This window comes from Advenella kashmirensis WT001, assembly GCF_000219915.2.
GTDB lineage: Bacteria > Pseudomonadota > Gammaproteobacteria > Burkholderiales > Burkholderiaceae_B > Advenella > Advenella kashmirensis.
Map to the genome: position 1 here is coordinate 1,913,233 of NC_017964.1, position 24,454 is coordinate 1,937,686.

The 24,454-nt window shown below is 54.4% G+C and carries 18 protein-coding genes and 5 pseudogenes; 7 read left to right on the forward strand and 16 right to left on the reverse strand.

Annotation, left to right across the window (positions count from 1 at the left end; genetic code table 11):
• Window positions 1-4 precede the first annotated feature (4 nt).
• On the forward strand, window positions 5-1,867 hold the full coding sequence (gene hscA, locus TKWG_RS08955) for a Fe-S protein assembly chaperone HscA (RefSeq protein WP_014750527.1): 1,863 nt from the start codon (window positions 5-7) through the stop codon (window positions 1,865-1,867).
• Between the two features lie 24 nt (window positions 1,868-1,891).
• Window positions 1,892-2,233, forward strand: coding sequence for an ISC system 2Fe-2S type ferredoxin (gene fdx, locus TKWG_RS08960; protein WP_014750528.1), 342 nt, complete (start codon window positions 1,892-1,894; stop codon window positions 2,231-2,233).
• Window positions 2,234-3,092: 859 nt separating this feature from the next.
• On the opposite strand, the gene TKWG_RS24790 is transcribed toward fdx, so the two are convergent.
• From TKWG_RS24790 to TKWG_RS08990, 8 genes and pseudogenes are all read right to left on the reverse strand, one after another.
• Complete coding sequence (locus TKWG_RS24790) at window positions 3,093-3,728, reverse strand: acetate--CoA ligase family protein (protein WP_238534344.1); 636 nt, start codon at window positions 3,726-3,728, stop codon at window positions 3,093-3,095.
• The gene (locus TKWG_RS08965; RefSeq protein WP_238534345.1) at window positions 3,722-5,194 is read right to left on the reverse strand and encodes an acetate--CoA ligase family protein; all 1,473 of its coding nucleotides are present in this window, start codon (window positions 5,192-5,194) and stop codon (window positions 3,722-3,724) included. The genes TKWG_RS24790 and TKWG_RS08965 overlap by 7 nt, the downstream gene beginning before the upstream one ends.
• A gap of 23 nt (window positions 5,195-5,217) precedes the next feature.
• Window positions 5,218-6,207 carry an acrylyl-CoA reductase family protein gene (locus TKWG_RS08970; RefSeq protein WP_014750529.1) on the reverse strand — a complete coding sequence of 330 codons (990 nt, stop codon included), beginning with the start codon at window positions 6,205-6,207 and terminating at the stop codon, window positions 5,218-5,220.
• Between the two features lie 10 nt (window positions 6,208-6,217).
• Window positions 6,218-7,374 (reverse strand): annotated as a pseudogene (locus tag TKWG_RS08975) (acyl-CoA dehydrogenase family protein).
• A gap of 18 nt (window positions 7,375-7,392) precedes the next feature.
• Window positions 7,393-7,728 (reverse strand): Bug family tripartite tricarboxylate transporter substrate binding protein, encoded by a 336-nt coding sequence (locus TKWG_RS25945; RefSeq protein ID WP_264300288.1) that lies wholly within the window; start codon window positions 7,726-7,728, stop codon window positions 7,393-7,395.
• 32 nt (window positions 7,729-7,760) lie between these two features.
• On the reverse strand, window positions 7,761-8,354 hold the full coding sequence (locus TKWG_RS25950) for a Bug family tripartite tricarboxylate transporter substrate binding protein (protein WP_264300289.1): 594 nt from the start codon (window positions 8,352-8,354) through the stop codon (window positions 7,761-7,763).
• Between the two features lie 20 nt (window positions 8,355-8,374).
• Window positions 8,375-9,345: pseudogene (locus TKWG_RS27030) on the reverse strand (Bug family tripartite tricarboxylate transporter substrate binding protein).
• A gap of 69 nt (window positions 9,346-9,414) precedes the next feature.
• A pseudogene (locus tag TKWG_RS08990) lies at window positions 9,415-10,580 on the reverse strand (acyl-CoA dehydrogenase family protein).
• 165 nt (window positions 10,581-10,745) lie between these two features.
• Between TKWG_RS08990 and TKWG_RS08995 the strand changes: the two are divergent.
• Together TKWG_RS08995 and TKWG_RS09000 are read left to right on the forward strand one after the other, a co-directional pair.
• Window positions 10,746-11,540, forward strand: coding sequence for an IclR family transcriptional regulator (locus tag TKWG_RS08995; protein ID WP_014750530.1), 795 nt, complete (start codon window positions 10,746-10,748; stop codon window positions 11,538-11,540).
• Window positions 11,533-12,315, forward strand: a complete 783-nt coding sequence (locus TKWG_RS09000) for an IclR family transcriptional regulator (protein ID WP_014750531.1) — start codon at window positions 11,533-11,535, stop codon at window positions 12,313-12,315. The genes TKWG_RS08995 and TKWG_RS09000 overlap by 8 nt, the downstream gene beginning before the upstream one ends.
• Before the next feature lie 148 nt (window positions 12,316-12,463).
• Here the strand turns inward: TKWG_RS09000 and TKWG_RS09005 are convergent, their stop codons facing one another.
• Window positions 12,464-14,350 carry a PhoX family protein gene (locus TKWG_RS09005; protein ID WP_014750532.1) on the reverse strand — a complete coding sequence of 629 codons (1,887 nt, stop codon included), beginning with the start codon at window positions 14,348-14,350 and terminating at the stop codon, window positions 12,464-12,466.
• A 380-nt stretch (window positions 14,351-14,730) separates the two neighbouring features.
• Between TKWG_RS09005 and TKWG_RS09015 the strand changes: the two genes are divergently transcribed.
• Window positions 14,731-15,495 carry an alanyl-tRNA editing protein gene (locus TKWG_RS09015; RefSeq protein ID WP_014750534.1) on the forward strand — a complete coding sequence of 255 codons (765 nt, stop codon included), beginning with the start codon at window positions 14,731-14,733 and terminating at the stop codon, window positions 15,493-15,495.
• 102 nt (window positions 15,496-15,597) lie between these two features.
• On the opposite strand, the gene TKWG_RS09020 is transcribed toward TKWG_RS09015, so the two are convergent.
• Window positions 15,598-15,813 (reverse strand): hypothetical protein, encoded by a 216-nt coding sequence (locus TKWG_RS09020; RefSeq protein ID WP_148274510.1) that lies wholly within the window; start codon window positions 15,811-15,813, stop codon window positions 15,598-15,600.
• 361 nt (window positions 15,814-16,174) lie between these two features.
• On the opposite strand from TKWG_RS09020, the gene TKWG_RS25955 reads away from it, so the two are divergent.
• Window positions 16,175-16,726 carry a M20/M25/M40 family metallo-hydrolase gene (locus TKWG_RS25955; protein ID WP_014750536.1) on the forward strand — a complete coding sequence of 184 codons (552 nt, stop codon included), beginning with the start codon at window positions 16,175-16,177 and terminating at the stop codon, window positions 16,724-16,726.
• A complete protein-coding gene (locus tag TKWG_RS21430) occupies window positions 16,623-17,420 on the forward strand; it encodes a hydantoinase/carbamoylase family amidase (RefSeq protein ID WP_171815149.1) in 798 nt (265 codons plus the stop codon). The genes TKWG_RS25955 and TKWG_RS21430 overlap by 104 nt, the downstream gene beginning before the upstream one ends.
• Before the next feature lie 60 nt (window positions 17,421-17,480).
• Here TKWG_RS21430 and lysS read toward each other — a convergent pair.
• The 6 genes and pseudogenes from lysS to TKWG_RS09050 form a co-directional block, all read right to left on the reverse strand.
• Window positions 17,481-19,006: pseudogene (lysS, locus tag TKWG_RS09030) on the reverse strand (lysine--tRNA ligase).
• Window positions 19,007-19,120: 114 nt separating this feature from the next.
• Window positions 19,121-19,873: an SDR family NAD(P)-dependent oxidoreductase gene (locus tag TKWG_RS09035; RefSeq protein ID WP_014750540.1), complete on the reverse strand. Its 753-nt coding sequence runs from the start codon at window positions 19,871-19,873 to the stop codon at window positions 19,121-19,123.
• A 1-nt stretch (window position 19,874) separates the two neighbouring features.
• A protein-coding gene (gene prfB / locus TKWG_RS09040; protein WP_148274511.1) for a peptide chain release factor 2 occupies window positions 19,875-20,979 on the reverse strand; the annotation gives its coding sequence in 2 pieces (ribosomal slippage) (window positions 19,875-20,897 and window positions 20,899-20,979; 1,104 coding nt in all).
• Window positions 20,980-21,120: 141 nt separating this feature from the next.
• The gene (locus TKWG_RS23615) at window positions 21,121-21,267 is read right to left on the reverse strand and encodes a hypothetical protein (protein WP_171815150.1); all 147 of its coding nucleotides are present in this window, start codon (window positions 21,265-21,267) and stop codon (window positions 21,121-21,123) included.
• Between the two features lie 143 nt (window positions 21,268-21,410).
• Window positions 21,411-23,121: pseudogene (recJ, locus tag TKWG_RS09045) on the reverse strand (single-stranded-DNA-specific exonuclease RecJ).
• Window positions 23,109-24,068 carry a hypothetical protein gene (locus tag TKWG_RS09050; protein ID WP_148274512.1) on the reverse strand — a complete coding sequence of 320 codons (960 nt, stop codon included), beginning with the start codon at window positions 24,066-24,068 and terminating at the stop codon, window positions 23,109-23,111. The pseudogene recJ and the gene TKWG_RS09050 overlap by 13 nt, the downstream one beginning before the upstream one ends.
• Window positions 24,069-24,454: the final 386 nt, after the last annotated feature.

A 24,454-nucleotide genomic window follows, 5' to 3' on the forward strand; every position in this document is an offset into this window, starting at 1 on the left:
AAGCATGGCACTCTTACAGATTTCCGAACCCGGAGACTCTCCGGTCCCTCATCAGCGTCGTTTCGCGGTAGGCATTGATCTGGGCACGACCCACTCGCTGGTGGCCGCAGTGCGCAACAGCATTCCCGAAGTTCTGGCCGACGAGAACGGCAAGGAACTGCTGCCTTCTGTCGTGCGATACCTGGACGGCCACAGTGTGGAAATCGGCTACCCCGCCGTTCGCAAGCAAAACACCGATCCTTTGAACACACTGGTTTCCGTCAAGCGGCTTATGGGCCGCTCCTATGACGAAGCGATCAGCATGAAACTGCCCTATGAGTTTTCTCCCGGCGAGGGGACGGTACGCATCCGTACCCGCCAGGGCGATAAAACACCGGTAGATGTCTCGGCGCAGATCCTGGCCAAATTGCGCCAGCGTGCCGAAGATGTGCTGGGTGATGATCTGGTGGGGGCTGTTATTACCGTGCCGGCTTATTTTGATGACACCCAACGCCAGGCCACCCGCGATGCTGCGCGCGTGGCTGGCCTGAACGTACTGCGCCTGCTGAACGAACCGACAGCGGCGGCGATTGCCTACGGACTGGATAATGCCTCCGAAGGGGTGTTCGCTGTGTACGATCTGGGCGGCGGCACGTTCGATATTTCCATTCTGCGCCTGAGTAAAGGCGTGTTTGAAGTGGTTGCCACGGGCGGCGATACACAGTTGGGCGGCGACGATTTTGACGAAGCCATTGTGGCCGATATCATGAAGCATCACAGCCAGGAACAACTGACCGTTGCAGATCGCCGGCTGTTGCTCAGCCGCGCACGTCAGATGCGTGAAAAGCTCTCTGGCGCTACCAAAGCGGCCTTTGAGGTGTCGTTATCCAATGGTTTGAATATCGACCAGATGTTTCCACAAAATCATTTCGAAAACATCAGCCGTCATCTGATTACGCGGACGCTGACGCTGGTAGATGACGTGCTGCACAGCGCCGGGCTGACCATACAACAGATCAATGGCGTCGTGCTGGTGGGCGGCGCAACCCGTATGCCGGTCGTGCGCAACCGCGTGCGTGAGTATTTCAATCAACAACCATTGACCGATCTGGATCCGGACAAAGTTGTGGCGTTGGGCGCCGCACGTCAGGCCCATTTGCTGGCCGGTAATCGTGCGCCTGGCGAAGACTGGCTGCTGCTGGATGTGACCCCATTGTCGCTGGGACTGGAAACGATGGGCGGCCTGGTTGAAAAAATCATTCCTCGCAATAGCACCATTCCGGTAGCCCGGGCTCAGGAATTTACGACCTACAAGGACGGTCAGACCGCCATGAGCATCCACGTACTGCAGGGCGAGCGTGACTTGGTCACCGACTGTCGGTCACTGGCGCGTTTTGAGCTGCGTGACATCCCACCAATGGTGGCCGGTGCTGCGCGCATCCGCGTCACTTTCCAGGTGGATGCCGATGGGCTGCTTAGTGTCACTGCCGCCGAGCAAAGCACCGGCAAGGAAGCACAAATTACCGTCAAGCCGTCTTATGGTTTGACCGACGAACAGATTACTGCCATGTTGCAGGAAAGCATGCAAAACGCCGGTGAAGATTCTGCGCAGCGCATGCTGCGCGAACAGCAGGTAGACGCACGCCAGTTGATCGATTCAGTCAAGGCCGCCATGGAAAAAGACCGGGACTTGTTGAGCGAAGAGGAAATTCGCGACATTACCGAGCAGATTGAATCGCTATCGGGTTTGTCCGATACCGATGATATTGTCGATTGGCGTGACGCCACTGACCGACTGGCCAAGGCCACCGAGGATTTTGCTGCGCGTCGCATGGACAGAAGCATCCGCGATGCGCTTGCTGGCAAATCGCTTAACGATATCGCTTAACGACCTCATAACGGACCCAAGTTTATGCCCAAGATTACTGTATTGCCGCATCCCGATGTCTGCCCGGAAGGTGCCGTCATTAACGATGCACCAGAAGGCACATCCATTTGCAGGATTCTGCTGGACAATCATATTGAGATTGAACACGCCTGCGAACTGTCCTGTGCCTGCACTACCTGCCACGTCGTGATCAAGGAAGGCTTCAACTCAATGGAAGAAGCCAGTGATGACGAGGAAGACTTGCTCGATAAGGCCTGGGGGTTGACCCCGGTATCGCGATTGTCATGTCAGGCCATGGTGGCCGATAAGGATCTGGTGGTGGAAATTCCCAAGTACACCATCAACCATGCCAAGGAAAACCACTGACAGGTCGTCTCAGACCGGTCGTGCGGGCTGAACAAAAACGCCCCTGAATCCATTTGCGATTTTCAGGGGCGTTTTTTATATTTTGGACACGCTGTGTGTGCCGGGCAGCACTTAAACATGGGTTGACGCTGCTATTTCAAAATTAAAAGAAATTTACTTAGAAACAAAGTTAGGGTAGATGCTGCCAAGCAGGCCAGTGACCATTGTCGGCGGAAATGCTTGCGGATACTCACGGGCTGGCGGCGTAGCGCTTACCCATAGCTGGTAAACAACGATCAGCAACACTATAAACGCAACCCATGTCCTAAACCCCACAGATTACTCCACCAAGTATACCGACGATTATATTGGATTGGCTCGGAATCATATCGTTGTCTTTCTCTTAACGTTGATGTAAAGGTTGCTCCTATTTTGCCGGGACAGCCTTATATGCTGCACTTGATCAGGTTTCAGCGAAAGGGGCGCTTATCTTGGGAACATTTGGCAGTGGCAGGCAGCACCATATCGACATGGCAGCTGCAGGCCGGAGTAACTATGCTGCAAGTGCACAATTATGACGCATGTGATGCAAAATCGAATTGATGCGAATCAAGAAAAGGAGCGTTGCCAGTGAAAATTTATATACGCTCAGGCAGATTGCGGCAGAGGCGACAATGGGAGCTTGTGCAGTAATAAAAGCAGGTATCAACTATGTCGCACTGGCGTGGCTGGCGTGCCAGTAATGTTTCACGAATGCCAGATTCACTGTTTCAGCATTAAGTGAACCGGCATCCTTTTGACAAGCTAGGGCAGGTATGCAATTGACCGTTTCCGTGTCAATGCCGCTTCGATTGCCGATTTACTCGACTTTGTTCGCCGTTTACGCAGTTCGATTGAGAACAATTACGCCATCCAGTGCCAGCACCCCTTGTCCTTCAGGTAAAGCGAGAATCGGATTGATATCGATTGATTCAATTTGATCACGTCGGTCATAGGCCAACCGGGAGAGTGCTACCAGCGTGTCGGCCAGTGCCGAAATATCCGCCGGGCCCTGGCCTCTGGCGCCATATAGCAACGCGGTAGCCCGGATTTCCTGAATCATTGAAAGAGCTACATCACGGTCGAACGGCGCAAGGCGAAAGCTGACATCTTTCAGTATTTCGACAAAAATGCCTCCCAATCCGAACATGACGACAGGGCCGAAGACAGGATCACGATGCACGCCCATGATGCACTCGATGCCTCCATTGCGCATGGGCGCAACCAGTACACCATCAACTTTCGCCTGCGGCATTTTAGATTGCACAGACGATAGTATGTCGTCGTAGGCGTGTGAGACGGCCTGTTCGCCATTGATGCCGAGCTTGACGCCGCCGACATCGCTTTTGTGCAGAATATCAGCCGACACAATTTTCATCACGGCTGGGCTATTCCATTTTCGGGCAATGGCTTGTGCTTCAGAGGCTGAACTTGCAACGGAAAACGGTGTTACCGGGACTCCCGCTTTCTTCAGCACTGCCAGTGAATCGGTTCATTCAACGCGCCGACGCCTTCAGGCAGACTCACAGCAGATTGCCCGTCAGTTCTTGGCGAGATCATTAGCGGCCGGTGATGCATAATTTTTGAAAGAGTACGGATCGCCGCGCTTGGATCAGCGAACACCATCGATCCGTTTTGCTGCAAGGTGTTTTTGCGTTCGGGAGGCAACAGCGCACTGATTGTAAGTGGTATATGCGGGTACTCAGTACGAAGCACGCTTACCAGTTCCTGCAAATATGACCAGAGCGACTCCGATGATCCTGCTGCCGCCAGGAAAATGGCAAGGGCACCGTAGTTGCCGGTAGCCAGCAAATCGCGACTGGTATCCAGCAGGATAGACAGGTCGCTCAGGGCATGGCCGGTGACGTCGACAGGATTATTGGCGCCGGCAAACGGAATGCGGGCCAGTAATCTGGCTTTCACTTCATCTGGTGGTGTTGGCAGATTTAACCCAAGCTCATCGGCTTCATCGGCCATTAACGCGCCAACACCGCCGGATATTGAAATAATGGCCAGGTTATGGTTGCCTGAGCGGTGAGTCCATTTGCTCAGCGCTTGCCCTACGTTGAAAAACTCTTCAATCGTGTAGGCTCGAATTGCGCCGTATTGTTTGAACAACGCGTCATAAACGGCATCGTCACCGGCGAGCGCCGCTGTATGTGATGCGGCGGCTTGAGCCCCTGAGTTTGTCCTGCCGATTTTGGTCACAACCACAGGCTTGCCTGCCTGATTTGCTGCCGCCAATGCACGCTTGAGTTTGTCGCCATTCTTACAGCCTTCGATATAGGCCATGATAACGTTAGTCTCTGGATCGTCGACCAGCCATTGGATGCAGTCGGCGACATCAAGATCGCTTTCGTTACCGGTACTGATCCAAAATGACAGGCCGAGACGGCGTTCTCGCGCCAGGCAATAGGCATACGCACCGAAAGCGCCACTTTGGGTGACCATGCCGACATCGCCCGCAGGTAATCGACCGTTGAGCGGAGCCGGCGAGAATGTCGCATAGATGTCGTTACGAACATTAATAAAGCCAAGGCAGTTCGGGCCCAGCAACCGTATGTGCCTCTCTCGTGCAAAGGCCTGAAGCTGTTGTTGCAATTGAAGGCCGGCATCTCCGATCTCGGCAAATCCGGAAGTAAAAATCACGGCATTTCTGATCTGCCCGGGCCGGGATTTTTCTAACGCAGCAAGTACATGGCTGGCAGGAACGGCAATAATGACCAGGTCAATCGCCTCTTCGATATCCCCCAGGCTGGCGTAGCAGGGTAGGCCGTAAACCGTATCTTGCCGGGGGTTGATTGGATAAATTTTTCCGACATATCCGGCCTCAAGTAGAAGCGCAATAGGCACCGCCCCCGATTTGCCGGCGGTATTGGATGCGCCCAGAATTGCAATGCTCTTGGGCGAAAACAGAGAGTTCAGTGTTTGGCAGGTATTCATATTAAGTAGGTCGATTAGGAGTTTCACAGCGCCATGTCTATGACATTACGGCCGGTGCTCTTGCGTTCCAGCATTTGTTTTGTGACTTGTGGAAGGCTGTCCAGTGATATCACCTGGCAGATATCGTCCAGATGATTGGGTCGATATACTGTAGCCAGCTTGTTCCAGATTTCCCTGCGTAGCGCCATCGGGCCGCCCGCGTTGATACCTAGCAGCTTGACGCCTCTCAGAATGAAAGGAAATACGCTGGTATCCAAGTGGGCGCCGCCCGCGTTGCCAAAGGCGGTGATAATACCTTCCGGTTTTGTCGTTCGAAGGAGCCAGACCAGAACCGCGCCACCTACCGAGTCAATCGCACCGGCCCATTGGCCCGAAGCAAGGGGACCGCTTGGTTCAAGATCGGGAACTGCGATCACTCGGGCCGCGCCAAGTTTTTTTAGATAGTCATGTGCAGCGTGCTTGCCGGTGATGGCGACTGCCTGATAGCCGCAATGATTCAATATATCAATTGCAATACTGGCGACTCCGCCTGTCGCACCGGTGACTGCAACTTCCCCTTGTTCGGGGCTGAGTCCGCACAGTTCCATCCAGTGCAGTGCGAGTGCCGCGGTGTATCCGGCAGCACCCAGGGTTGCGGCCTCGCACAGACTGAGTCCGGCAGGCAAGGGCAAGACCCAGTCAGATGATACGCGCGCGTATTGAGCATGTCCGCCATCGTGCTCGACACCCAGGCCGAAACCGTGGACAACCACGGGATCTCCTTCTTTCAGTTGCCGGTTCGCAGACGAGACAATGTGTCCGCTCAAATCAATTCCGCTAATACGCGGATAATCCCGGATAATTTTTCCCTGACCGTTTGCTGCGAGCGCATCTTTATAATTCACCCCGGCAAAAGCCACTTTAATGAGCGTGTCGCCCGGCGACAGCTGGTCAATGTGTAAGTGCCGGATATGGCTGTTTGCAGGTTCGCCTGCACCTGGAATTTCCACGCGAAAAGCTGAAAATGTAGTCATGCTGATTTCCTTATGGAGTAATGGACGACTGTAAGATGCGTTTTGCCAGAAAAGCCCTGTGCAGCTCGTTGGCACCATCGTAAATGCGAAACGGACGCGCTTCGCGCCAGATGCACGAGACAACAGTGTCATCCGATACGCCAAGTGCCCCCATCATTTGCATACATCTGTCGGCAACTCGTCCGATGCTTCCGATACGAATATCTTTGCCATTGCAGATTCATTTTTTACCGATACTGCCCGATCCATTAGCATGGCGCACTCCCGGACCATCAGCCGGCTTGCATGCAAGTCAATATGACAGTCGGCAATCATGGCCTGGATTTGCTGCAGGTCCGATAGACGGCTGCCGAAGGCATCTCTTGTCTGCACATAGTCTTGCGCAATTTCCAGGGCGCGCCTGGCCCGGCCGATGAATCGCATGCAATGCGACAGACGAGCCGGCTCCAGACGAAGTTGGATGTGCTTCATCCCCATGCCAATCTGGCCCAGCACGGCATCATCAGGTACATGGCAGTTTTCAAGCAGGATTTCAGCATGCCCGCCGATCTGGTAGCTGGTGACGGTCGTGATATCCCGGATGACACGATAGCCCGGTATGTTGGTGGGAATGATAAACAGCGTCACGCCTTCATCGGTCCTGGCAGGCAAAATGGCGAAATCGGCAGCGACGCCACCGCTGATAAATTTCTTATGGCCGTTGATGACCCATCCGTTTCGATTTCGTGTTGCCTGGGTTTGCAACATATTCGGATCGGAACCTGCGCCGGGCGCCGGCTCGGTCATGGCAAAACACGCACGCTTTTCACCGCGGGTCAACGGTCCGAGGTAGGCCTGCTTTTGTTCTTCGGTGCCAAGATGCAACAGGGTAAGCATATTCGGCTGGTCGGGTGGGGCGCAATTGAGCGCAAGCGGACCGAGCATGCCGCGGCCTGCCTCTTCAAAAATGACGGCACATTCACTCCAGTTCAGACCGAGCCCGCCCCATTCGATGGGCAATTGCGGGCCGTAGATGCCTGCGGCTCTGGCTTGTGCACGCAGTTGCCCGCAAGCGACATCCAGTGCGGCAACGTCTTTTTCCAGCGCCGGCTGCTCAAGGGGTATAGCCGCCGTGTTGATAAATTGCACGACTTTATCTGTGAGCGTTTCTATTTTTTCATCCAACATAAATGAACATGTCCTGGTTTAATTTTGTAGATGCAAGTTGGCATCACGAACAATGGCTTGCCATTTTTCGGATTCTTCGTGGATGTATTGCGTAAACTGTTCCGGTGTTCCGCCGACGGTGTGGATACCCTGTTCAAGTAAAAAGCCTTGTACCGCTTTATCTTTCAGCACGTCGTTAAGCTGTGTATTCAACTTGCGGATCACTGCGGGCGGTGTGCCGGCCGGTGCAAGCACACCCCACCATGAAGCGGCCACTACCGGAATTCCCAGTTCGGTGAGCGTGGGTACGTCCGGCAAGGCAGGGCTACGTTTATCGGAGGCAATGGCCAACGGCGCCAGACGCCCGGCTTTCACCTGCCCGTAAGCGGGAGCGAGGTTGTCAAAACTCAGTGCACTTGCGTGCCGGAGGTGGCAACTACCGCTTCGGCGCTACCCTTGTATGGCACATGTTGTAAATGCAGACCCGTTCTGCGATTGAAGATTTCAGCGGCCATATGAGGAATGCTGCCAACCCCCGCGGTGGCATAAGACAATGCTTCGCCTTGTCGACTTTGGGTCAGAATGTCCTGAATCTTTTTAACGCTGCTATTGGGGCTGGTAAAAATGTAAACGGGCACATCGGTTGCCAGCACGACCGGAACCAGATCTGTTTTTACGTTGTAGGGTAGCGTTTTATAAAAGGCGGGATTGGTAGCCAGGTTGGCGGTGCCCATCAACAGAGTATAGCCATCGGGCTTGGCGCGCGCTACATAGTGAGTGCCAATCTGTGTCGCACCGCCTGCCTTGTTCTCGACCACAATCGGCTGCTTGAGCCGCTGACCAAGTGTTTTGGCAATAATACGCGCAGCTGTATCCGTCCCGCCGCCAGCGGCGTAAGGAACGACAAGTGTGATAGGCCTGTCCGGATACTCGCCTGCCAGCGCTGGTACAGGAAGCCCGGCAGCTGTAGCCAGGGAGACGAGGGCGATTGTTTTTTTCATATCATTGCTCCGGTAGCCTGTTAATTGACACTGACATTGGTCTGTTTGATCATATCGGCCCACCAGCGTGTTTCGTCGCTGATCTGCTTGGCAAAGGCTTCGGGTGTATTTCCTTCAGGTTCTGCGCCCAGTTCGGTCAGGCGCTTGCGAATGTCGGGACGTTTTAACACTTGTACTGCTGCATCATGCAGTTGCCGGACAATGGGTCCGGGGGTTCCTTTGGGCACCATCAAGCCCTTCCAGGCCATAATGACATAGCCATTGAGACCCTGTTCTTCAAATGTCTGAATATTGGGCAGCGCCTGGGATCTTTTTGAGCTGGGTACGCCCAGTGCGCGCAATTTTCCGCTTACGGCATGCGGTAACAGCGGTGGCATGTTGTCAATCATCACGTTGATGTGATTGGCCAGCAGATCGCTAATGGCCGGACCCGACCCTTTGTAGGCACATGCTGCATTTTCAGGCCCGCCATTTTGTTCAGAAGTTCGCCAGCCAGATGCGCAGGACTTCCAGCACCGGGAGAGCCAAAGGATATGGTCTGCGGATGGCTCTTTGCATAGGTAATGAATTCTTTGAGGTTTTTGGCGGGGATTTCGGGGTTGACGACCATCAGGTTATGTTCCCGGGTCAGCGCAGTCACCGGCAGCAGATCTTTGCTGGGGCTGTAGTTCATGTTTTTGTACAGGCTGGGATTGATGACCGTCGGGCCTGCCGCGGCCAAAAGGACGGTATACCCGTCCGGTTTTGCCGTGGCGACAAAGTGGCCTCCTATATTGCCGCCTGCACCTGGTTTGTTTTCGACTACGATTGCCTGGCCCAGAATAGGGCGCATGGCCTCGGCAAGCAGCCGCCCCAGGATATCGGTTGATCCGCCCGGCGCAAATGGAATAATCATCCTGATCGGCTGGTCGGGATAGGCCGCGCTGGCCAAGCCGGGCGCGACACCGATTATGACAGTTGAAATAATCGTGAATATGGATCTTTTGAACATGATTGTCTCCGTTGTTATTGGGCCTTCTGACGAGGCATCGTTGTATTGCGAATGAAATGGAAGGAGGTCTTAACGGCCGGGTTCGAAGCCGGCATTTTTTAACGTCAGACGCGCAATGTTGAGCTGGTGGATCTGACTGGTGCCTTCATACAGGCGGAACAGGCGTACATCGCGGTAAAAGCGCTCAATGCCAAAGTCCGCGATATAGCCATATCCGCCGAACATCTGGACACAGCGGTCGGCGACCCGTCCGCACATTTCAGAGGAAAAATATTTGCAAATGGATGCATTCATCGTGACATCCTTGCCTTCGTCGCGTTCTCGTGCCGTTTGCAGCACGAGTGCTTTTGCCGTTTCAATGTCCGTTTTGCAATCGGCGATCATCGCCTGAATCAATTGAAAATTCATCAGAGGTTGACCAAATTGAGAGCGATTACCCACAAATTTCATGGCTTCGTCCAACATGCGAATTGCCGGACCAATACACAGCGCCGCCAGGTGAATACGCTGTTTATTCAATACCTTCATGGCAGTTTTGAAACCCATCCCTTCTGTCCCGCCAATCAGGTTGGACGCGGGCACGCGGCAGTTGTCGAAATGCACTTCGGACACGGGTGAACCGGCTTGTCCCATTTTTTCGTAGGGCTGCCCGGTAGTCAGGCCTGGAGTGGTGCGTTCTACCAGAAATGCGGAAATACCGCTGGCTTTGCGATTATCCGGATCGGTGCGTGCCATCACAGTGAAAACATCGGCTATCGGCGCATTGGTAATAAAGCATTTTGTACCGTTCAACACATAATGATCGCCTTCGCGTCTTGCTGTGGTCTGTAATGCTGTGGCATCTGAACCGGCTTCCGGTTCTGTCAAAGCAAATGAGCCGGTCATCCGTCCGCTGGCCAGCTCCGGCAGATAACGCTGCTTCTGTTCGGGTGTACCATCGGCCACCAGCCTTCGGATCCGATACCGGTGTTGGTACCCACACGTGCTCGAAATGCGACCGAGCATTGGGATAACTGCATGGCGGCAAGAACCAGTTCTTCGGTTGTCATGCCCAGCCCGCCGTATTGCTCGGGAATCGAGTAGCCGAACATATTCTGCTCTGCCATATCTCTGACAACATCTTCAGGAACTTCGTCCGATTGTGCAACGTGCTTTTCTTGTGGCACCAGGCGTTCATGTACAAAACGTTGCAGTGAATCTAAAAAAATAGTGAACGACTCGGGATCCCGCAGCATATTGGTTCTCCTTCTCTGCTTTTGTTAGTGGTGATGGCGATAGTGTGTGATTGTTGGAAAAGCATAGCAATTTATATTTAATAGCGATATTATTGTTTCGATATATTGAATTTAAATCTAATAAACTTTAATTTTTTGCCGTTTTTTTGAGGAGAGATTTTCAGGATGGAAGACACAGATAAGCATAGCGACCCCCGTTTTGCGACAACAGTGGCACACGGCATGTCGGTCTTGCAGTGTTTCCGGATGACAGAGCCAGCGCTCAGCAACAAAGAGCTGGCTGAGCGCACGGGCCTGTCCAAAGCTACTATTTCGCGGCTGACCTATACTCTGGCGCTCAAGGGGCTATTGCTGTATGACGTACAGCTGCGAAGATACCGACTGGGTGCCGGTATTCTTTCGCTGGCACACCCCATGCTTAGCGGCATCCGTTTGCGTCAAATGGCAAGGCCCTATATGCGAGCGCTGGCAGATCGTTGCGAAGGGTCTGTGTCGCTTGGCCTGAATGACAAGCTGCATATGGTGTACATCGAAACCAGTCGAGGTCACGAGGTCATCGGCTATCGCCCTGATATCGGTGCGCGTCTGCCATTACTGGCTTCAGCAATGGGACGCGCCTGGCTGGCCAATGTGTCTACTGAGACACGTGAACGCGTGCTGGCTCAGATTCGTAGGGAAGACGCGTCGCAGTTGCAGACGCATGGTGCCGCCTGGGAACGGGCTTTGCATGACTGGAACTCAAAAGGCTATTGCCTCTCGTTTGGCGACTGGCAGGCAGATGTTCACGCGGTGGCCGTTGTTTTGCGTGATTCGGTGAACGGCGACTATCTGGTCTTCAATTGCGGGGTGCCGGTATCCAGACTGAAAAATAGAACTATTGAGGAGGTCGCTGCAGGCCCATTGCTCGCGATGGTAGACGAAATAAATGAATGCAGGCAGCAGGATGTACAGAATGGCTGACATCGATAGCAAAACAACCGATCCGCAATTTGCCTCCACACTGGCTCAGGCAATCGATGTGCTTGCCTGCTTTAGATCGGGAGAGCTGACCTTGGGAAACAAGCAAATTTCAGTGCGCTCCGGATTGTCTCCGAGTACGGTGGTCAGACTGACCCATACGCTTGTGCAACTGGGGTATTTGCGGCGCGCACCGCAGGGTAGACGCTATCAGCTGGGGCCAGCGTTGCTGACATTAAGCTATCCGTTACTTGCGAGCCTGCAGCTCAGACAGATTGCTCGCCCTCTGATGTTGCGGCTGGCGCTTGAAGTGAATGGAGCTGTTTCTCTGGTTATTCGTGATCGTTGTAATATGGTTTATGTGGAAACGGCGCGCGCCAATGAAACCCTGCAGGCTCATCCCGATATTGGTGCCGCTTTACCCATGATGTCGACTGCCGCCGGCAAGGCTTGGCTGTGCCGCGCCTCTGTAGAAGAGCGCAACGCCACCCTGAATCGCATTCGGGTGGAGCAGCCGGATCACTACAAGGCGCATCATCATAGCCTGGACGAGACATATCGAGAATTCGAGCGCTATGGCTATTGCTCGAACAATCAGCAATGGGTGTCGCATTCATTTGGTTTTGCGGTTCCCTTTGCGAAGCCGATAGATGGCAATATTTTTGTCCTCAATTGCGGTGTCCCAATTACTGACGGGTCATTTGTCCAGCGGAATGGGGAAATTCCCAAACGGTTGCAGGTACTGGTAAACAGTGTACAAAATACGCTAGGCCTGTGACCGTATTATGAGCAAGTAGTGCTTGGAATGATGATCCTGTGGGGTAGTCAGAAAATTGGCTATTACTGGGATTGTTGGTAAAAAAACGGCCACCAAAACCTGCGTTGCACAGGCTCCAGTGGCCGTTTTAGAAGTGGTTCTTTTTGAATTATATCTTTACGGCTTTTTCCTTGCCGGTCAAATAGCCAACTGCAGCGCTGAAGCGATCATGATAATTTTCATCGATCAACGGGGCGACCTTGTCCTTGACCACATCATGCAGGCCGGGTTTGCCGCCTTTGCCTTTTTCCCAGTCACCAGGGTGCTGGAAGTTGCTCATGATGTAGGTCCAGCCATTGAGCTCGTCTACAGATTGCAAGCCTGTTGATTCGGCGCCGGCAGGGCAGGACAGCAGACGTGCCAGTTGCTTGGTATCCACGTTGTAGGCCCACAGGAAATTATTGACGTGCGTGCCGCTGTCTTCGCCAATGAACAGGGTGCGCAACTTTTCTGAGAACTTGATATTGTCCGGGTTGGCAATTTTATCTGCGTTCGCCAGGTTGCCCAGCGCATCGGGCGTTGGCAGATCTTCGCCGACCAGTTCTGCCGGTGGTTTCATGTCGACCGGGACCCATTCGCTGTTGATTGGCTTGCCAGTATGGTCTTTCTGTCCGGCTTTCAGATTCAGTGCATAAACGGCGCCTGCGTACGGACCTTGGACCTTAATGTCACTGGAGCCATCCAGCATGGAATCGCGCACGTAGGACATGGCCGAGTAGGCAATTTTATCTTTGGCGTTGACCGTTGTTCCTTCCATTTTTGAAAAGCCCATGCTGCCGCCGGCAACAGCCGCGTGGCGATGGGTTTCCAGGAAGGTGGCGGCTTTTTCCATGCCAGGTTTCAGCTTGACCCAGTTGACCTTTTTGTCAAAGACGATTTTCTTGAAGGAATCATCGCTGGGGTCTTCGGTTTTCACTTCCATGATGTCTTCGGGCGCCAGCTTGTCAGCCAGCGCCTCGATTTCATCGCTGGTCGCATGACCCAGATGAATCCACGTCAGGTCGGCCGAGCCGGGGCCCTCGCCACTGGTCTGGTGCCATTTTGCGACATAGAGATTTCCGGCAGACAGATCTTTTTCCTTGTCGGCAACAAACATGAACAAGCCGCCGTGGTTGGCATCGTCGCCCATCAATGCGGTACGGTTGTCCGGCATCACCTGGATCAATTCATGTGAAATACGGCCCAGGTTGTAATGCTTCTTGATGGTGGCGGTGCCGTCGGGGTTGACCGTCACTTCAGGCATATGACCGTAGTGATAAGGGTTGGCTTTTTTCTCGTCGCCGAACAGCGCCTTGCTGAAGCCTTTGAATTCGTCATTCTTGGCCACTTTAAAGGCATCGGGTTCGTATTCTTCGCTGGACAGATGCGTATTCCATGGCGAGAGTGAGGCGCCACAGGTGATCCACAGGCCATGTACGCCGGAAGTATCGACATTGTGATACTTCACCAGGGACAGATGGCCTGTATCAGGATCCTGATCCAGGGTAAGCACGGCGATGGGCGAGGGCAGTTTGCCGTACATATCGTCGCCATTCAGGTTGCGGGTGGTGTATTCGAACTGTACTACCGCAAATACCGCATTGCCTTTGACGCCTTCAACCTTGGCATTGTCCAGCTTGAGCAGGGACGTACCATCGGGGCTGTTGGAGAAGATCTGGCGCTCTTTGCCGGCAACCGATGTATCCATGATGGGCTTGTTATTGATATCAAAATAACCGCCAGCGATGATCTGGCCGCCTTTGCCGTCGGGTACTTTGTCGCCGGTCAGAAAGAATGGCTTGTAAGCCAGTTCAAACGTCGTGTCGGTTTTGTCGGCCCAGTTGATCTTCAGGGAAGATCCCACTGTGGTGTCGGCCAGCGCGGCAGGATTGTCCAGCGTGGGTGCTGCCATGCCAATAAACTCTGCAGAGGCAAATGCCTTTTGTACCGCATCGGCGGTCTGGGCGGTGGCAAAGCCGGCAAAGCTACCCAGAACCCCGGTGGTAAGCGGCAACATGGGCGCACTTGCCAGGGCTTTGAGGCTGCGACGACGGCTGGGGAAAATTGAGCGGATTTCATATGACGTGATCCTGTTGACGATAATGCACAGATGTTACAGGTTTAATATGACAGGAATTCGTACGTTGGCTGACAATAAATCGCGGGGATATCAGGCAGGGATATCGATTGTTATCCTGACCTGATCGCTCATTGCTGAATTCGGTCGATTGATCGAAAATTGCATTGAATCAAGGTAAAACGCATATGATAAATGTATATTTCGCAGATTTTCAGACGGTTTTTGTTGTTTCGCAAGACGCAAGGCAGCTTTCGCGTTGCATCGTCTTCGAGTAATCTCAGAAACTGAGCATCAATAGTCCCAAAGAACCAGACATCATGAAATTTCATCGCCAAACCCGAAAGCGTTATTACGAGGACAGTTATGCCGGTCACTGTCAGGCCAGCGTTATAAAAATTGAAGCCGACATGATCGAGCTGGATGCTACGGTGGCTTTTCCCGAAGGCGGTGGGCAGGAGGCAGACCATGGCACCATTACACTGAACAATGGCCGCGTTCTGAGGTTTATCGACGTAAGAAAAATGTACGGGCATGCGCCCGGGATTAATGGTTTTCCAGATGTACAGGTCGGTGGCGTCATCTGGCACAAAGTGCATCCGGATGATGTGTCACTGCTAAGCGATCTGCATATTGGCGACAACGTCGCGATCTGTATCGATACGGATCGAAGAGCGCGCCTGTCGCTCAGCCATACGGCATCTCATATTCTTTATGTTGCTGTCGGTATGATCCGGCCGGATGCCGTACAGTCTACGCTGGGCTGTCATATCCGAACCGATGGGGCGCGGTTTGATTTCGGTGTAAGTGAGCGTTTTACTGCCGAGCAAATCAGCCAGATCGAAGCCTGTGCCTATGACCTGGTTTTGCGGAATGCGGCCATCACGATGAGCGCACATCCGCAGGAACCGGATTTGCGCAGTTGGCATTGCGAGCAGCACCAGATTGCTTGTGGCGGCACTCATTTGAATCGTACCGGGCCCGTTGGCAGGCTGGTAGTGAAACGCAAAAGCCTGGGAACGGGCAAAGAGCGTTTGAGCTGCAGCTTTCCTGATGCCGTCTTTGATACGACACGCTTTTATTAATCGTCTGCTCCACAATTAAATATACCCTGGCTTTAAGGTGGCCCCATAGGCTGAGCGTTAATCCAGCCCGTGGGGATAGTAAAAGCCGTTGATGCAGACGCGTTAGCAAAATGTATTAATCGCGGTGATGACGCCGGTGGTGTGACCGGTGAGCGCGATAGTCCCGATGGCCACGGTAATCCCGATGACCACGGTATTCTCGGTGGGCCCGATACCCTCTGTGGTAAGACCGAGGGCGATAGTGGCGATGACGACTGTAATGGCTGTATTTTCTTTCGTACTTTGGTCCGCTGTATCGATAGCCATCACGGTATCCATAATGGCGATCGTGCACCACACAACCGCTTAGAAAAATCGCCAGAAAGCCGATAACTACAAGCAATTTCTTCATTAAAGTTCTCCCTGTTTATTTTGCCGATATAGTAAACAGGTTCAACTTCAATGTGTATTGCTCAGTTGTAAGCCAAATTTCAGTCGGGTACAGACAAGTCAAGCAGACTTATATAGTGAGACTGCGGGCACAACTTTCGGATACGGGCCTGTGCGATGATGATACGATCGACTATAAATTGAATAAAACCGAGGGACGAGACAACCAGGTAGTCAGCGACAGTAACGTTATTGTGCAGTGCGGTGGCTATCGGGTTATTTGTCTCTTATCGACAGCAGGATTATCGTTATGATGAAAGCCAATCAGCAGCGCTATTGGGATGCACTGATGGAACTGGGCACAATTACCGATGCGGCATTGCCTTACACAAGGCGATCGTTTAGCGACACTTTCCTGAAGGGGCGCCAGTGGATATCCGAGAGGATGCAACAGCTGGGTATGCCTGTTCATGTGGATGCGGCCGGCAATCTCGTGGGAAGTCTGGCTGGTAGGGATAAGAATGCTGGAGTGATCGCTATCGGTTCACATAGCGATACGGTGCCCGGTGGCGGACGCTTTGATGGCGTTGCCGGCGTTGTTGCCGGGCTCGAATGCGTGGCCTCGCTACAGGAACGCAATATCAAGTTGAATCATACGCTCGAAGTCATTGATTTTCTGGCCGAAGAGCCAGTGAGTGGGGCCAGTCTTGCATTGGCAGCAGGGGTATCAGTGGTTATTTGTCAGAGGATATACTGCGTTGCACGCACCCGCAGACCGGCGAGCAGCTCGCAGAAGCGATCATTCGTATGGGTGGCAAGCCAAGTGCCCTGGCCAGCGCGAGGATATCAAGGCTTTTTTTGAAATTCATATTGAGCAAGGTTGTGTACTGGAAAATGAGGCGTTGCCGATAGGCGTGGTGAGCGCCATTGTTGGCATTATCAGGGTGCGCATCAAATTTAAGGGGCAGGCTGCGCATGCGGGGACAACGCCCATGCATATGCGCAGCGATGCACTGCTTGCCGCAGCACAGACCGCCTGTGATATTCGTCATGTTGCGGCTCAGATGAGCAGCCAGAAGCCGGAACATTATGTCGTGGCCACTTGTGGTCAGTTCAATGTCAAACCGAATGCCAGCAATGTGGTGCCGGGGTTTGCCGAGATTTCAGTTGAAATGCGCTCGGACCATCGACCCAGCATGGAGGCCTTGCACAGACAGCTCGGGCACATTGCCGCTCAGGCGGCAGCGATGAATCAGGTGACGCTGCTCTCTTGCGAGACGGTCACTGATACCCAGCCCGTTGTTTGCGCGCCGCAACTGATGGCGCATATACGCGATGCCAGCGATAGCCTTGGGTTGCCGTATAAAGTCATGCCCAGCGGTGCTGGTCATGACGCCGCATTTTTAAGCCATATCAGTCCTGCAGCAATGATTTTCGTGCCCAGCAAAGAGGGTAAAAGCCATTGCGCGCAGGAGTGGACATCGGCAAAAGAGCTCGCCCAGGGGGTCAGCGTGCTGATCGATGCGATCGAGCGATTCGATGGCGTACACCAATAAAAAAGGCGGCATGATCGCCGCCTTTTTCCTCCAACACTGCATCAGTTGATTACTAAGGGATCAGTCTTCCTTGCGCAGATGCGGAAAGAGCAGTACATCGCGAATAGTCGGGCTATCGGTCAGCAACATAATGTACCGGTCAATGCCAATGCCGCAGCCGCCGGCTGGCGGCATGCCGTATTCGAGCGCACGAATATAATCGGCATCGTAGTACATGGCTTCTTCGTCGCCGGCATCCTTGGCAACAACCTGTGCTGGAAGCGAGCTGCCTGGTCTTCGGGATCATTCAGCTCTGAGAAACCGTTGGCAATTTCGCGGCCGGTAATGAATAGCTCGAAGCGTTCAGTGATTTCCGGGTTGCTGTCCGAGGCACGTGCCAATGGAGAGACTTCTACCGGGTAATCAATGATGAAGGTCGGGTTCCACAATTTTGATTCGGCCGTTTCTTCGAACAACGCCAGCTGCAATGCGCCAATACCGGCGCGTGCCAATACCGGGCCATCTACTTCTGCGCCAAGTCTGCGCAATTCGGTGCGCAGGAACTCGATGTCATTCAATTGTGGTTCTGTATATCCCTCGGCGTATTTCATGATAGCTTGGGTGATTGTCAGGCGATCGAACGGCTGGCTCAGGTCCAGTGGTTTGCCTTGATGCGTCAGAACCGCGCTGCCGGTCGCTTCAATGGCAACATCGCGCAGCAACTGCTCGGTAAAGTCCATAAGCCACTGGTAGTCTGTGTAGGCCGCATAGAACTCCATCATTGTGAATTCAGGATTGTGCCGCGGGCTGACGCCTTCGTTGCGAAAGTTGCGGTTGATCTCAAATACGCGTTCGAAACCACCCACGACAAGCCGCTTCAGATACAGTTCGGGTGCAATGCGCAGGAACATCTGCATATCCAGCGCGTTGTGATGCGTCACAAACGGTTTGGCCGCGGCACCACCGGGAATAGGGTGCAGCATGGGGGTTTCCACTTCCAGAAAACCCGCGTCGTTCATGACCGAGCGCATTGCGGCAATGGCCTTGCTGCGCACCTTGAACGTGTTGCGCGACTCTTCGGTCATGATCAGATCGACATAGCGCTGGCGATAACGCAGTTCCTGGTCGGCGATGCCGTGGAATTTGTCGGGCAGGGGTCGCAGGGATTTGGAAATCAGATTGATCGATTCTGCGTGAATCGACAGCTCGCCCTTGTTGGTCTTGAAGACGCGGCCACTGACGCCGATGATGTCACCGATGTCCCAGGTCTTGAACTGTTCGTAAACCTCTTCGCCCACGCCTTTTTTGTCCAGATAAATCTGAATGCGCCCGCTAGCGTCCTGGATGGTGGCAAAACTGGCTTTGCCCATAACACGCTTGAGCATCATTCGGCCGGCAACACAGGCAGGATTGGCCTGAGGGTCCAGGGTTTCTTTGTCGAACTGGTCAAACTGCTCGTGCAGGGCCTGTGCCTTGTGTTGCGGTTTGTAGCTATTGGGATAAGCCACGCCTGCCGAGCGCAGGCGCGACAGTTTTCCGCGCCTTTCGGCGATGAGTTTGTTTTCGTCCACTTCGGTAACGGGCGCGTCTTTCTGGTTGTCGTTCATAGGGTTTGCTGATGTTTAGCTTGGCATGTCAGACACATGTGACATGCCAGGGTGAATGGGTTACAACATTGCGGCGCGCCGCCCGGACAGGGCAACGTCGCTGCTATTGCCTGCTTACTGGCTGTACTGGCGTATATCATCAAGTTCTTTGCTGGCAAAGTGCTCGCTATTGATATACCTAATAATATTCTCTGCCACGGCCTGGGGGCTGCGCAGCACACCGGTTTCGTTCATTGTGTTAAAGCGCGCCAGATCGGGAAAGTCGTCTGTATTGCCGGACCGAATGGTAGCCTGCATGCTGGTGTCGATGACGCCGGGGGCAAGCGAAACCAGCCTGGCTTGCGGCGCTTCAAGACGGGCGACGCGTGTATACATGTCCAACGCAGCCTTGGTGGCGCAGTACACACCCCAGCCGGCAGTGGGTGAGCGCCCGGCGCCAGAGGATATGTTGACCACGCGTACATCTGCGCCCAGTGCACGGGTGGCGCGTAGCAGAGCGGTGGTCAGCAGCATGGCGCTGGTCACATTCAGATTGAATGTGCTGGATATCGCATGGGCGTCGTCAAGCGTATCGTACTGGGCGACCGGACCCAGCGAGCCGGCGTTGTTGATCAGCAGGTACTGGTCTGCCGTCTGATCCAGCTGGGCAAAAATGCCCAGCGCGGCCGCCTCGATATGCTGAACATCTGACAGGTCATGGCCATAATGAACATGCTGGCACCCCGATGCCTCGGCCAGCTGTTGTGTTTCCGGATCGCTGTTGCGCGATACCGTAATGAGCTGGCGCACGCTGCCCGCCAGACTGCGGGCCAGGGCAGCTCCCAGACCACGCGAGGCGCCGGTAACGATAGCGATGGTTCCACTCATATCAAACTCCCTGCTTTAAGCTGGCTTCGATAAACGGGTCAAGATCGCCGTCCAGTACTTTCTGGGTATTGGAGATTTCGACGTTGGTGCGCAGATCCTTAATGCGGCTATTGTCCAGCACGTACGAGCGGATCTGATGCCCCCAGCCCACCTCGGTCTTGGCGTCTTCCAGTTTCTGCTGTTCGGCCAGGCGATTGCGCATTTCCAGCTCGTACAGTTTGGAGCGCAGCATGGACATGGCTTCGGCGCGGTTGCGATGTTGCGAGCGGTCATTCTGGCACTGTACAACAATGCCTGTCGGCGTATGGGTAAGCCGCACGGCCGAATCGGTTTTGTTGATGTGCTGACCTCCCGCACCACTGGCGCGGTACGTATCGACCCGCAAGTCCGCTGGATTGATTTCAATCTCGATGGAGTCATCGATTTCGGGGTAGACGTAAACACTGGCAAAGGAGGTGTGACGCCCATTGGAAGAATCGAACGGGCTTTTGCGCACCAGCCGGTGGACACCGCTTTCCGTGCGCAAGTAGCCGAATGCGTATTCGCCTTCGACCTTGATCGTTGCCGACTTGATACCGGCGACGTCGCCATCAGACTCTTCCAGTACTTCTGTCTTGAAGTCCTTGCGTTCGCAATATCTGAGATATTGGCGCAAAAGCATGGAAGCCCAGTCCTGAGCCTCGGTGCCGCCGGCGCCGGCCTGGATGTCGACAAAGCAATTGAGCGGGTCGGCCGGGTTGGAGAACATACGGCGAAATTCGAAGCCCTCGATGATCTTGCCAAAGCCGTCGGTATCTTCTTCGATGGCAAGCAGGGTCGCATCGTCATCGTCGGCACTGGCCAGTTCGAACAGTTCTTGTGTATCGCGGATGTTTTGCTGCAGTTCATCCAGGACAAGGACGACATTTTCCAGCGTCTTTTTCTCCCGGCCCAATTCCTGGGCTTTCTCGGGGTCGTTCCAGACGTCTGGATTTTCCAGCTCCAGATTCACTACCTGCAGTCGTTCCGATTTGGATTCGACGTCAAAGATACCTCCGAAGCGCGTCCTCGCGCTCAGCGTAGTCTTCGAGACGGGCGGCGAGTTGGTTTTGACGTTCTGCTTCCATGCGTGTTATTCCCTTGCTGAGTAATTTTGCTTAACCCTTTATTTTAACGCACGCGGGCGCTATGGCCGGGCGAATGCTGATATTTGGCCGCAAAACTTCCCCGGTGCATGGTACGCGCAATGGGAACTGTTACTGCAGCGATCAGCGTGTCGGTTGCTGACCTGACACGTTGCCAAAGGCGCCCCCGACCGTGCCAACCACACCGTCGATATGCTGTCCGGGTGTGCCGGTTGTCGTGCAGGCGGTCAAAGCCAGAAGGGTGAGCAAAAGGGCGCTGGTAAATTTCATAAGTATTTTTTGGGCAAATAAAGAGGCAGCGTAACAAATGCCTGAGTGCTTGCCTTGTCGGGACGGTAAACGTTGTAACAAGAATACCCGAAAACCGTCCTTTTGATAGCGATCGCAATAAATGGCGTGGCGCGGCGGTACTTCTAGAAGGCAGCAGGCTCGGCGTGACGCACCATTAGTTGCACATTTACAACGCCGTTCCAGGCATTAGGGGCAATTTCATAGATAAGATCAGTGTATTCCGGTAGTGCTTCCGCATGATTGAACCAGATCGCATCGTATTGCTGGTTCATGCGTTCCAGGCGTAATTTGAGGTGTTTTTCCTTGAGCAGGCGCTGGTTGAGCACACGGAACGTGTCCCGGAAAAGCGGCGGCGGGAAACCCGCGCCCCAGACATGCTGGTGTAACATGCCGGCCACTTCCGCAGTTGTAAAAAGCGGATCGAGCGAGCCGTCAGTCTCGATCAGGGGTTCAAAGCTGTCTTTGCCGCTGATACGGCGTACGGCCAGGTCAAAGGCTTCTTCGAATTCGGCAAAAGCCTCTTGCCGTAGTGTCAGGCCGGCGGCCATGGCATGGCCGCCGAATTTAAGAATCATGCCCGAATGGGTTTTGGACACCAGATCCAGTACATCCCGTAAGTGCACATCCGGTACTGATCTGCCTGAGCCGCGCAGTTCGCCCGGGTCTCCCGGGGCAAAGGCCAGGGTGGGCTTCCAGAATTTTTCCTTCAGCCGTGAAGCAACGATCCCCACCACGCCTGATGCCAGTCTGGATGAAAGACGCATACAGTGGCGTTGCGGGCCTTCTCCGGTGCTTCCAGGCTGGCCTGGGCCTGTTCGCTCATATCCTGTTCGATGGTGCGACGTCGATGGTTCATCGTATCCAGTTCGCGAGCCAGCGCCAGCGCTTCGGCCTCGTCGTCTGTGGTGAGGCAGCGGATGCCTATGCTCATGTCGGCCAGGCGGCCAGCTGCATTGATCCTCGGGCCGATACGAAAACCCAGGTCCAGTGCCGTCGCATCCCGGTTATCACAACTGGCGACCAGGAACAGGGCCTTGAGGCCGGGCTGCAGTTGATTATTACGGATTTTTTTCAGTCCCTGCGATACCAGCAGGCGATTATTGGCGTCCAGCCGCACCACATCGGCCACGGTTCCCAGCGCGACCAGGTCAGCCAGGGCGTCAAGCCTGGGGCCTTCTTTGGCATCCACCCAGCCACGGCGGCGGAACTCCGCGCGCAGCGCCAGCAAGACGTAAAAAATCACGCCAACGCCGGCCAGGTTCTTGGAAGGAAACTGGCACTCGGGATGGTTTGGGTTCACAATGGCGATGGCATCGGGCAGCGCATCCGCGGGCAGGTGATGGTCAGTAACCAGCACCTGCATGCCCAGGTCGTTGGCCGCCTGTACGCCTTCGATGCTGGCAATGCCATTGTCCACCGTGATAAGCATATCCGGCTTGCCGGCATGGTGTCGGCTGGCCAGCTCAACACTGCGGGCGACAGGCCATAGCCGGTTTCGAATCGGTTTGGCACCAGAAAATCCACATCGGCGCCAAAGGCGCGCAAACCGCGCAGGGCAACAGCGCACGCGGTGGCGCCATCGCAATCGTAATCGGCAATAATCAGCAGTTTTTTGCCGGCGGCGATGGCATCGGCAAGAATGGCTGCAGCTTTGTCGGCCTGATTGAGTTCAGACGGGTTGATCAGGTCGGCCCAGGACAGGCGCGTTTGTTCGGACGTGGCCACGCCGCGCGCGGCCCACAGGCGGGCCAGCAGTGTGTGAATGCCGCTTTCCTGCAGTTGTTTTTCGTAGTCCGGGTTGACCGAACGGGCTGTGATTTTTACTGAGACCACCATTGCTTCCATTGCTTGCGTTGACCGGGCAGCCACTTGAGCAGCGCCGGCGTAGGTTCCAGGGTGAGTGTGACCCATCGGTCGTCGCCGGTCAGGATCAGGCTGACTGGCATGGTAACAGGGTTGCCGCCCGAGTGGGTTTTAAGGGCTGTCGCCAGTTCACGCGTCAGTGTCTGTTCCACCGCCGGCAACAGCGCCAGCCAGTGACCCCATTGACGCTGGCGATGGGCCGCTTCCAGGTCGGGTATCACGATCGGCATTGCTGTTGATGGCGCAGTCAATTGTGCCGCTGCGGCGCCGCCAAACAGCCAGCCGCCATTGATTAGCGGCATTTTCCTGTCGCGTCGCGCTTCATTCACGGGGTGATGATGCCATGCAATCTGCAGTTCACTAAGCAGGCGACGCAAGGGTTTGAAAGCATCCTCCTGAGGCCAGACATGTGCCAGATCGGCGCTGGCAATCAGCGTCGGGCTGCGTGACGGCAAACTGAAACCATCTGGTACGGCAACGGTCCAGCCCTGCCGGGTGTGGCCGGTCAGCGTAAATGGGGTATCTGTAAAAATGTCCGCCGCGCTTTCATAAAGCGCCACGCTTTCCTGCTCGGTCACTGCAATGTCGCTGGCGGTAAGCATGTGTGCACCGCTGTTGCTCAGGCCAAAGTGCGCCAGTTGAAACAGCCAGACGGGCTCAGTATTTTGTGCTACTGGCACCAAAATGGGTGCCAGGGCGGCGCAGGGCGCCTGATCAGGCATGGGCGCAAAATGATAACGCTGCACCAACCAGGCTTCGTAAGGGGTGCAGCCGGTCTGGTCCGGGTCGGCCGGGTGAATATGCGGGGTGGCGTATTCGAACAGGCGTCGCAGCAGCGTTGCTGTTTTTTCCAAATGGACGGCGGTTTCGCCTGCCACCGAAAGCGGGGGAAGCGCCCCGGGAATGATCAGTTCCATGCTGGACATGCATACATAATGAAAATCCTGATTCTATGCAGCGCCAGGAATTCTGGCTTTTTGAGAAAGGGTGAAAATAAAATAGCTTGGAACATGGATTTGTATGAGGCGCCGTTCATTGCCAGTGCATCGCGTCCCGCTACGGGGTTTGTTTGCAGGGCACTCAGACGGCTTCAATTTAAGTGACCAATCGGGGAATTATAACGGCTAAGTCGCGGCAGTAAACGTATCTGGGCCAGAACGGGGATGGGCTTATTCCTGGATACAGCTTATAGCCGGTGTTGTGTTTTGGCAGTAAACAACAGCGTGGTCTACGGGCAACGGTAGCGCTGTCACAAAAAATCTAGCCAGGCTCCGGACGACTAAGGGAAAGACGACTTAACAGT